Annotated in this window: 11 protein-coding genes and 1 pseudogene; 3 read left to right on the forward strand and 9 right to left on the reverse strand. The window is 41.3% G+C overall.

Annotated features, from left to right (window positions below):
- Window positions 1–766 precede the first annotated feature (766 nt).
- The 3 genes from L5M49_RS24405 to L5M49_RS24415 form a co-directional block, all read right to left on the reverse strand.
- A complete protein-coding gene (locus L5M49_RS24405; protein ID WP_263204524.1) occupies window positions 767–1135 on the reverse strand; it encodes a type II toxin-antitoxin system HigA family antitoxin in 369 nt (122 codons plus the stop codon).
- 10 nt (window positions 1136–1145) lie between these two features.
- Window positions 1146–1445: a type II toxin-antitoxin system HigB family toxin gene (locus tag L5M49_RS24410; protein ID WP_263204525.1), complete on the reverse strand. Its 300-nt coding sequence runs from the start codon at window positions 1443–1445 to the stop codon at window positions 1146–1148.
- Window positions 1446–1548: 103 nt separating this feature from the next.
- Window positions 1549–2214 (reverse strand): site-specific integrase, encoded by a 666-nt coding sequence (locus L5M49_RS24415; protein WP_263204526.1) that lies wholly within the window; start codon window positions 2212–2214, stop codon window positions 1549–1551.
- Between the two features lie 210 nt (window positions 2215–2424).
- Between L5M49_RS24415 and L5M49_RS24420 the strand changes: the two genes are divergently transcribed.
- Window positions 2425–2667, forward strand: a complete 243-nt coding sequence (locus L5M49_RS24420) for a hypothetical protein (RefSeq protein WP_263183758.1) — start codon at window positions 2425–2427, stop codon at window positions 2665–2667.
- 189 nt (window positions 2668–2856) lie between these two features.
- On the opposite strand, the gene L5M49_RS24425 is transcribed toward L5M49_RS24420, so the two are convergent.
- Both L5M49_RS24425 and umuD read right to left on the reverse strand, forming a co-directional pair.
- Window positions 2857–4110 (reverse strand): Y-family DNA polymerase, encoded by a 1254-nt coding sequence (locus L5M49_RS24425; protein ID WP_263185366.1) that lies wholly within the window; start codon window positions 4108–4110, stop codon window positions 2857–2859.
- The gene (umuD, locus tag L5M49_RS24430) at window positions 4098–4532 is read right to left on the reverse strand and encodes a translesion error-prone DNA polymerase V autoproteolytic subunit (protein ID WP_263185367.1); all 435 of its coding nucleotides are present in this window, start codon (window positions 4530–4532) and stop codon (window positions 4098–4100) included. The genes L5M49_RS24425 and umuD overlap by 13 nt, the downstream gene beginning before the upstream one ends.
- Window positions 4533–5000: 468 nt before the next feature.
- Between umuD and L5M49_RS24435 the strand changes: the two genes are divergently transcribed.
- A complete protein-coding gene (locus L5M49_RS24435) occupies window positions 5001–5870 on the forward strand; it encodes a hypothetical protein (RefSeq protein WP_263266961.1) in 870 nt (289 codons plus the stop codon).
- A gap of 523 nt (window positions 5871–6393) precedes the next feature.
- On the opposite strand, the gene L5M49_RS24445 is transcribed toward L5M49_RS24435, so the two are convergent.
- From L5M49_RS24445 to L5M49_RS24460, 4 genes are all read right to left on the reverse strand, one after another.
- On the reverse strand, window positions 6394–6903 hold the full coding sequence (locus tag L5M49_RS24445; protein ID WP_263266962.1) for a DUF4145 domain-containing protein: 510 nt from the start codon (window positions 6901–6903) through the stop codon (window positions 6394–6396).
- A 240-nt stretch (window positions 6904–7143) separates the two neighbouring features.
- Window positions 7144–8187 carry a hypothetical protein gene (locus L5M49_RS24450; protein ID WP_263266963.1) on the reverse strand — a complete coding sequence of 348 codons (1044 nt, stop codon included), beginning with the start codon at window positions 8185–8187 and terminating at the stop codon, window positions 7144–7146.
- A 497-nt stretch (window positions 8188–8684) separates the two neighbouring features.
- A complete protein-coding gene (locus tag L5M49_RS24455) occupies window positions 8685–8819 on the reverse strand; it encodes a hypothetical protein (protein ID WP_263204480.1) in 135 nt (44 codons plus the stop codon).
- A 25-nt stretch (window positions 8820–8844) separates the two neighbouring features.
- Window positions 8845–9300 (reverse strand): hypothetical protein, encoded by a 456-nt coding sequence (locus L5M49_RS24460; protein ID WP_263185370.1) that lies wholly within the window; start codon window positions 9298–9300, stop codon window positions 8845–8847.
- Window positions 9301–9589: 289 nt separating this feature from the next.
- Between L5M49_RS24460 and L5M49_RS24465 the strand changes: the two are divergent.
- Window positions 9590–9731: pseudogene (locus L5M49_RS24465) on the forward strand (IS4 family transposase); the annotation flags it as partial.

A 9731-nucleotide genomic window follows, 5' to 3' on the forward strand; every position in this document is an offset into this window, starting at 1 on the left:
TTGGAGCTTGTTGAGCTTTGAGCAACAAATCTCCAAAGTGAATTTTTGCTTCATTGGCTGAAAGAGTGTTCATTTATCACCTTTAAACGAATCGTTCGATTCGCTCAATTTACACCAGTTGGGCGATAAAAGTCAAAAATGCACCCTATCAAAATGTATACAATTTGATAGAGTAATTTATCACCTATCAAAACTACTATCATAAGTCGGTTATCAAAATCTCTAAAGAGATTATGGCAAATTTTTAATTTTTAGGTTTAAGGTGTATTTGATATTGAAAACAAGTTGTTACCTCGTGCATAAATCTAACTTTACACTTTTGGCGCGTTGGGCAAATTTAGCCAGTGTGGATAGTTAATTTCGGCAGTTCACCTTGCTCTTTTGTTTCCGTACTTCTTAGCTATTTTTAAAAAAGGTTTTTGCAAACAGTTTTATACGAAATATCAACGAATTGGCATCGCCGTAGTGTTTATTGGCTTCCATATCACAAGCTATTGCATACCATGCGTTAACCCAATGAGTATTGAGGACCTTAGTTAAGCTACCTATGAGTTTCATGCGAGATTCCGCTCAGTTAACACTAATGATTGAGAGGCCTTTATGCTCCCCACATTTAAGACATGAATCAGGCACTTTGTCCCCTTCAAAATAATGCTTGTTATCACCGCATTTTTCACAATGAGAGCAATAAACAGCATCGTGCATTTTGGCCGCAACTTTATGAAGTTCTGATAAATCTACGTTTAATTTCATGCTTTATATTCCGTTATTTGGCTAATTGATAATCTTTGATCAAGCAAGGAAGCGGGATTTTAAGCCCCTCATTCAGCTTACGGATCATGTTAAGGCTTAGCTTGCGTTGGCGGTTTAACACTTCTGACACTCTGCTACGTTGCCCAAAAAATGGCACCATATCGACATCCTCAAGCTCTTGCTGCTCCATCCGAAACTGAATCGCCGCGATTGGATCTGGCGCTTCAATCGGAAAATGAGCGTCCTCAAACGCGCTCACCAGCGTAATCAACACTTCCAGCTCGTCACCCTCTGGCGTGTTAGGTTCAGCATCAAAAAGCTGCTCAATGCGCTTTAAGGCGGCTTCATTATCAGCCACGGTTCTGATCGGTTTAATTTGCATTGCAAACCTCCTAAATTGTGGTTGCATCAACTTTGTCATACTCAGCATGAGAACCAACAAAGCGAACATAGACCATTGCAAACTTGTAATTCACGGCCACAATAAGACGGTACTTATTGCCGTGGATGTTGAATACCACCCTGTTATTGCCAACAAAACTCGCATTGCGATACTGATCTTTAATCTCCTGCGGATTTTGCCAGTTAGCGTTTTTAGCTTCCTCGTACCATGACTTGAGCGGTTGCTCACTATCTTGATAAATGGGCTGCTCCCAAAACTCCCGCAAGGCGGCTCTTGAAACAACTCTCATGCAATCCCCTTGTCTATATTTCCCATTATGGGAAACGTATAAACGCTAGTCAATAATTAATTTCCCTTTTTGGGAAAATATATTAATTTTTTGATTTTTACCATCAAATCCATTCGATGCTGCACATATCGCGAATCACATGTTGCTGAATCACGACATACCCCAACGTTGTTGATGCTTCTGAATGGCCTAGAACTCGCGCCATTGTCTCTAAACTAACTCCAGACAATACAGAGTTGGTCACTAGGCTTTTACGCCCTGTATGTGACGAACACTGCGGCAATCCGCAACGTTTGTAAACATTACGTATAGCTTGCTCTAGAGCGTCACAGCACCAGTATTCTTTGATAGTTCCATCATCAAGGAGTCTTGGTTTCGGCTGCAATGAATAACTTGATCCACGGTTCGTTAAGATCAGCTTTGAGTCTGGATTAAGCCCTTGGTAATCAGGCGAAGTACCTAACCCCCACTTGTGTTGTATACGGTAGTCAATCCAATCTTGGATAGCTGTTCTGGCAGTTAGATTGGTTAACCATATAGTGCGGGGCTTGGTATTTTTACAGATCAGGCTCGGCAGGTTTATTTCTTGTCGAAGTAAGCCAGTGGGGAATAGAACGGTTTTTACATCAAGTCGAGCAATCTCACTCACTCTCATTGCAGCATGGCTAAGGGCAATTGCTCCCGCTTTAGCTTGTCCATGCTGCATCAATCGGCAGGTTTTCAGGACTCGGTTGATTTGGGAGGGTGTTAGTGCGTCAGCGCGGCTCATTGTCTGTATTTCCTCTTTATTTGGGGATATGCAGACAATAGGATTTTTTCACTGCCTAATCAGTTTAACACGGTATTGCGTAAGCCTTTCACGGAAAGCAATTTACACAGGTAAGAGAATAAAAATTCATCAGTGGTAACTTGAGATCCAGCCGAATGCCCATATTTATATCATGGGTAATTTCGCCCTGTCCTAGTACGGTAAAGATCAATGGCTTTAGTTAGAAATGGTAATAAAGATCAAGTAAAAGAGGCCAACACTGAGTCCAACAAAGCTTTCGATAAAATACATAAGCCTGGCGAAAAGTGTGTTCATGAAGGCATCTATAAGTGTGTTGGCTGCAACAAAGAAGTAACCGTTGCCGGAGGGAAAACAATCCCCCCACAAAATCACCATCAGCACACGTCGGCGCAGGGTGATATTCGTTGGAAGCTTTTTGTTTTCGCACAGTAATGATAGAAATCGTCCCCCCTGTGTTCTCTTGACACTCGCGGACAAGACAGAATATCCATACTAATAGCGCGAAAATATGATTATTCAGATAAATAACGCACAAGCGGAACCTTTGGCTCCGCTTTTTTGTACTTTAAATTCATCGTTTCCGTGGCGTTTAGCCAATGGCCAGAACGTCACGGAATCCTGTTACGCTTTAACCGTCGGTATATCAGACCATTTAGTGGTGTATTGCGGCGACAGAAACTCGCGGCGCATAGCCCAATTCTGATCACTCCCCTGCGCTGCAATAAACAACACATCACGGCCATAGCGATCATTCAGACTATCAAAGATTTTCATTAAATTCGGATTGCTCTTTTGCGCATGAAATAAGTCATATTGCAGTGACGATTTGGGGCAAAGATCAACCAGGCCCACGCCAATTCGATAATAGCGCACACCAGGGCGATAAAGGTTTGAAAGCTCCCTGCTAACAGCGGCACACAGTTCGCGGCTGTCATCAGTCGCACAGACAAATTGAACAACTTTTTTAAAATAAACAGGCTGTGGATCATGCGGCGAGTTTGCGGCAAACACAACCATCGTTTTACATAACGAACCTTGTTCACGCGCCTTAGCCGCCGCAATGGAGGCATGTTTGGCTAACGCTTGGTGTAAATAGTCACGGGTAGTTATGCGTTCGCCAAGACTTCGAGTTGAAAAAATTTGCTGCTTATCTGCTTTGGTGTCATCCCACGTTTTACAGATCTGCCCATTGAGTTCTCGGACTGTTCGCTCTACTTCGATAGAAAAATGTTGTCGTGCCACTTTCGGCGCCAGCTGCGCCAAATCATAGGCAGTTCGCACACCCAGTAAACCCAATTTAACAGTTAACTTACGGCCAATCCCCCAAACTTCATCAACTGGCATCGATTTTAAAATCTCAATACGCTGAGCATCGTTATCAATAACGCAAACACCATTATATTGAGCCAATTGTTTCGCGGCATGATTAGCCAACTTAGCTAAGGTTAATGTCTCACCAACCCCCACACACACTGGCAAACGGCACTCACGCCAAACTGTTCGGCGCAGCTGAGCACAATGCGACGTTAAGTCACCTATTGCAGCGCAGCCTTTAAACGACACAAACGACTCATCGATGGAGTACACGTATTGTTCGGGTGCAAAGCGCCCGATGACTTGCATCATTTTTGCAGACAGATCAGCGTACAGCTCATAGTTAGATGAAAACACCTGCACATTATGTTGTCTGCATAGATATTGCTGCTCAAAGTAAGGCGCGAATTTTTTCACCCCTAACGCCTTGGCCATACGATTTATGGCCACACAACAACCATCATTGTTACTGAGTACAATTGCGGGAAGTCCGCGCAAATCAGGCCTAAAGACCATTTCGCACGAGACATAAAATGAATTTGCATCAATTAACCCAAACATGATTGGCTCAGGTACTGTTCAACGAGACTGGAATGCTCATGAAGTCGAATTGACTTGATGATCACCCCTTCAACTGAGAATGTGTCCGCATCATCGATTGCAACGGATGTGATGTTTTGTTGTTGATCAACCGAAACCAGTAGCCGGCGCTTTTCATCGAGGAGCTTTACGGTAAATTCTCCGTTATAGCTGGCAACAACAATAGAGAGATTACGGCGCTTAGCTGCACGGTCAATCACCAGTATATCGCCATCATAGATCCCAACCCCTTCCATTGAGCGGCCCGCAGCACGACCAAACCAGGTCGAGCTCGGATGCTCAACAAGTAGTTGATCAAGACTAAGGGGCAATTCAACGTAATCCGCTGCTGGACTTGGAAAACCCGAAATTCCCGCACTCGCATGGCATGTTATGAGTTTCATACTTGTGAACCACTGTATAAATAATCAGTAATAATAGCAGTGTTTATAAAAAATTTGAAAATTAAGATCAGGCCTTGTGGGAGAGTAATAAAAATTCTATCCTGAAAAATCTAGTACCCCTGCTCGTACCGTTTTGATGAACATGGCAAAATTAAAGATTCATACTAATTGCTACTACGAAGTCCGAATCGAGGTTCAACAGAGTAATAAAGTATCATACTCTTTGTAGCTCACATTAGCGCGTCAAGCTCATAGGGCGATGCTGCCTTTTTTGTTATAGGTTTGCTATCAATATACTGATGAATCGTCGAATTGAGTTGCAACCACTAAGACTACAGAAACAGCGTGGATTAGCTGTAGTTTAATTTTATTTACGTCAGGTAAGTTTTGAATGGACCTGACGGGTCGTATGACCGAAATTCAAAATTGATTGATGATCCATCTGGTGCTTGATAGAAGAAAGTAATTATGAACCTCATCCCCTTTGGTTTACGCAGTGATGGTGTATATATCGATGTGGAAGAAGCAACTCGGGGTAAGTCCTGCGATTGTGTTTGCCCATCGTGCGGCATAGCCTTACTCGCTCGGCTGGGCGAGGTTAATGCCCCCCACTTTGCCCATGACTGCAAAGAAGGAAATAAGGAAGAAATTGAGGCTTGTAAATTATCGTTCTATGTATCAGTGCGCTACATGCTTAAGCAGCTGTTTCAGGAGCAAGGCCTGTTAATGTTGCCGCCTCTTGATGTTGACCTGGATGGCGAAAAGCACGTCATTACTAAAAACACTAGAATCACCCATGAACTGAAGTATTTAGCGCAAGATACCTATGTTAATAATGTGAAGTTTGACATGGTTATAGCGGTATCTGAACGTAAGTTATGCCTTTACATATCCCACCCGGGGCGCCCAGCACCGATATATGATGACTTACGAATGGACAAGCATACGGCGGTGTTAGGGCTGGAATTAATTCATTTCGCGAAGTTATTCAGCGAATCGCACAGGCTAAAATCGGCTAAACAGTTGCTGCAGGATTGGGTTGAGTCATCTATCAAGGGGAAGCATTGGATCTACAATCCAAGACGCAGCGAATGGCTTGAGTATCAACGAACTAAAGAAAAACCTGCCGAATCACCCAAGTCCACATTAGACAGAATTAAAGAGCAGATTGCTAAGACGGAGACCTGCAAATATCACTGTGTATTTTGTAAATTGGATTTTGAAGGCAGTTCGTTACTCAACCACTGCCCAAAGTGTAATGACTATTTGTGTGTTATACGAAAACATCTAAATAGCGTCACATCCACTGCTGCAAAAGGAAAGTACCGCTATCGATGATAACAATGCCGTTATTAGAGCAGTGAAATCGTATAATTGTGAGAGTTAAACCATGATTTCCGGCCAGTTTCTAAACTTCTTACCAAAAACCAATCTTCAGACTTAAGGTGTTCTGGTAATTAGGTGTAGTTCTCAATAGTTTTGTGCTGTCCGTCGTCAGTAATCACTTTCTCTGGTGTAGGAGAGGAATAAAGTTTCATACTAAAACAGTCAAATACCCCTGTTCGTACCGTTTTAGATTGAACGTGGTCAGAAATATAGATTCATACTAATTGCTAGTACCAAGTCAAAATCAAACCACAACCAAGTATTAAAGTATCATACTCGTTGTAACTCACTTATGGACATTTCCGAGTTAAAGCCTTAACTCTAACGAGTTTGTTTCGGATTAAAACTTCTATGGAGTTAACGCCCTGTTAAGGGGTGAGCAACGCAATACTGAAGCAGCCGCAAACCGCCTTAAACACTAAAGCCAACGCATAGTGAAAATGCCACGCGTTGCGAATCCCACTTGAACAGTTTGTTACTTTTTCTTAGGAACATGTTTTAAGCTACGTTGATTCTTTTCTACCACATAGATTGACTCGACAATATTCTCGACTATGTCCATAGCAGCTATCACTTCTTTTTGTTTTGGGTTGTATGACCGATGTATTGCAGCATGACCAGCTTCCAACACTTGATCTAGTGCAGTACGTTGAACTTTAGAGATGTACCCCTGACTTTGGAATTCATCCATGTTTTTGACAAACCGCCCCTTATCACCAACTTTTTGGATCATTACATGCTCAATTAATGCTCGGATTCCCATAACCGTAAGTCGGTTACATCCATTTTGCAATGACACATATATTTCACTAATCAGTTCCATTAGTTCACGATTTACGGGACCGGTGTCGGCATTAAAAGGAAATACTAACTTTGAAACCCAACTAGGCTTTTGACGTAAAGTGTAAGGAGGATATATAGAAATATCAGGAATTATCCCATTATCATCGTATTCGCAGTATTCTGAATATTCAGCGCGTTCCATTTTTACATCTTGACATCCGCAACATTCGAATAGGCTATATCGGCGCTCACAATAGAAATGTTCCTCACTTAAATCCTGCTTATAACAATGTATCAACTGATGAAAAGTATAGTTCTGACAAATGTTACATTTTAATTTTCGCTTTTCTATTGCCACAATTTTCTCCTAGTGACATAACGCTAAGGTAATGGGCAAAGTGCGCAGCACTTTGTCCAGCCGCAGGCGACATTGACCGCCTTGTTAGCCCTTGTTTGGTTGTTGTCTAAACCTCCACAAAGGGAATAATTTACTGTTGTAGTCCTCTGGGATTACAATAGAAAATGATTTTGCTTCTCTCGTGGTTTCTATTGCAACAACAGAACCATTCTCTTCTGTTGCCATTTTGTAAGTAGAGGAAATCATTGAGCTCAACTGTCCAAGGTGATCAAAACCATTTTCAGAGTACTCTTCTGGCTCAAATTTATACTTAATACCAATTAAACGTTCATCATCAACGACAACCGGTAGAACATCAGTCTCTGTCCACTTACCGTACATAGCAAAAAGATTTAATAGTTCTTTTTCTTTGTCTGTTTCCAACAGTTTTCCGGCGCAGTAGCAAAGAATGTTCTTGATGATAAAGTTGGACTTACCAGTTTTCTCATCATAAGTTGCTGGTTTTGATGGGTCGGAAACAATGTATATTTCCAAAGGAGGAGTTGTTGATATCCACTCGTCACCGATAGTAACCAATTCGTTTTGCATCATAGCGGTAGGTAGATCTACAACATAGCGCCCTTTTTGGATCTCAAAAGCATCTGGAGATAACAGCACCCACATATTCATTTTTGAGTAGTAAATAGCGAACTTTATAGGACAATTAACTAACTGCGAATAACGAAGAACTGATTCGAAATATTTCTTGGTAAATGAGAATTTATTTTCAAATGGTTCTCGATGATAATTTTTCACTTCGACTAAAAAGGACGAATTGTCCTCTTTCAGCACAATCCGATAGTCTGGAATATATATATCTTCATTACAATAGGCTTCTCCACCATCTTCTTGCTTGATAAGGCTGCACTTACCCAGTGAAGCAGCAACGATACCGAACATCGATTCAACTCTTTTACCAAATACAAGATTGAGATTTCGATGGTTCTCTTTCAATGCAGAACGCAGATGTTCTATAACCTTATCAACCGAACTCTCATCATTGATATCAAGAGCATTTTTTGCACACAGTTTTGAATAGAGCTCAAATGAATCAAATTTCTCAGGGTTTCTAGATATTTTTGTAATCATTAATTTTCCTGCTTCATCCGAGAGGGCTAACGTCTTAGTATTTATGCGCTGCGCTGTTTACCTCGTTGAACCAGTGAAAACGCGCACGGTTAACTATCTGTATGCAAGGAACTTATCAGCTTTCTGCCAAATACACTATATGGAAAATGCGCATGCGCGTTTTCCATACCTTTTAACTAAAAGCCTGTCTTTATAATTAATTGATTTTATATAGTTTTACTTGTTTAGAATGGAATTAGTGCGCACTAATCTTGTCTTAAAATCATACAAAAATACCTAAATTTAAATATGACTGTATACCCATACATTGTTAGCCGATTAATGGTAGAGCCAAACATAGGTAATTAGATGAGAATTTGTATGGTAACAGGGGCGAGAGTTTTTGATTGAGCTAACGAGCCAAAACACGGAATGGGGCATAAGGGATTTAGAAATGGCAGCGTACCTATGTGAGCGCTACCATTCTAGTATGATACTTTAATGCTCAGTATGAATCTTTATTCCTCTCCCACATCTGGTTTAGGTAATACTTCAAACTCACGACGTCGCTCTGGAAATTCAACTAGAGAACCGTCTAAATCCTCAAATGAATATGCTTCTGAAACTGCTAAATATTTTTGGCCAATTTGCATAATCTTCAACCTTTATTGATCGTTCTTACAAGAGCTTATATTGAAGGACTTTAACATTTGGGAGCACGATTGAGTCACTGAAGAACTCACTGTTGAAATGGCGTAGAAAGTAATTAATCGTCACGCGGTGTTTACCGCCAGCCAAGTAATACTTTCCATCCAGTTTTGCGAGCCAAACTCCGGCATCTTTGGGCCAATTGTCATCACAAAAATACTTCTGTGATTCCTCGAGACGCTTTAAGTAATTCGACATTCTTGAGTTACTATGGCCATCTAATAATTCTCCCCAAGTAATAGCTGAAACCATCGTAAAATCATGGCCTACTATTAGCGAGTATGGGACCGTTTCGCGGGTAACCTCACAATTGAGCTTTTCAATTTTCCACCCCATTTCAATTTCAATGTCGAATAGGTTCCGCAATACAAAGTCACTCAGCGGAGCGGGTTGAATAGCATTTAACTCTCTCAGATTTGTCTTCAATTCAATTTATTCCTTGCATGTGTCACCGGCGTTCATCGTCTATTAGGAATGAACAAACGCTTCCGCGGCTTTAATCTCTGTAAATACCTGACAATTATTATCGCTTTTCATGATGCGACGAGTGATTGGTTCATCGTAGGGTTTCATATCCCAGTATTTAGGGGTTCCGCCCGCAGCTCCGCGCTGAAGAATCCCCTGATGATTTACAAATAAATCATCAAATTAGGGTGGAAGCGCATCTTGTTGCATGATCAAATGGTTTCGCTAAAAACTACACTTGGACAACAAGATGCGCGAAGCCAATATCCTACAACATTCTTTACACCAATACTGCCCAGAACTTCACCTAAAACGATTAAACAGCTTGATGCTGGCCTCTAAGGCACTGATTGAATGTAAGACACTGACCTTGACTGAGTTAGGTCGAAATT

Origin of the sequence: Shewanella sp. SM74, assembly GCF_025653725.1 — a bacterium.
Lineage (GTDB): Bacteria > Pseudomonadota > Gammaproteobacteria > Enterobacterales > Shewanellaceae > Shewanella > Shewanella oncorhynchi.

What these genes read in the sequence shown, in the direction of transcription:
- L5M49_RS24405 (WP_263204524.1), bottom strand. Translation starts at nt 1,135, where the DNA reads ATGCAAATTAAACCGATCAGAACCGTGGCTGATAATGAAGCCGCCTTA.
- L5M49_RS24410 (WP_263204525.1), bottom strand. Translation starts at nt 1,445, where the DNA reads ATGAGAGTTGTTTCAAGAGCCGCCTTGCGGGAGTTTTGGGAGCAGCCC.
- L5M49_RS24415 (WP_263204526.1), bottom strand. Translation starts at nt 2,214, where the DNA reads ATGAGCCGCGCTGACGCACTAACACCCTCCCAAATCAACCGAGTCCTG.
- L5M49_RS24420 (WP_263183758.1), top strand. Translation starts at nt 2,425, where the DNA reads ATGGCTTTAGTTAGAAATGGTAATAAAGATCAAGTAAAAGAGGCCAAC.
- L5M49_RS24425 (WP_263185366.1), bottom strand. Translation starts at nt 4,110, where the DNA reads ATGTTTGGGTTAATTGATGCAAATTCATTTTATGTCTCGTGCGAAATG.
- umuD (WP_263185367.1), bottom strand. Translation starts at nt 4,532, where the DNA reads ATGAAACTCATAACATGCCATGCGAGTGCGGGAATTTCGGGTTTTCCA.
- L5M49_RS24435 (WP_263266961.1), top strand. Translation starts at nt 5,001, where the DNA reads ATGAACCTCATCCCCTTTGGTTTACGCAGTGATGGTGTATATATCGAT.
- L5M49_RS24445 (WP_263266962.1), bottom strand. Translation starts at nt 6,903, where the DNA reads ATGGAACGCGCTGAATATTCAGAATACTGCGAATACGATGATAATGGG.
- L5M49_RS24450 (WP_263266963.1), bottom strand. Translation starts at nt 8,187, where the DNA reads ATGATTACAAAAATATCTAGAAACCCTGAGAAATTTGATTCATTTGAG.
- L5M49_RS24455 (WP_263204480.1), bottom strand. Translation starts at nt 8,819, where the DNA reads ATGCAAATTGGCCAAAAATATTTAGCAGTTTCAGAAGCATATTCATTT.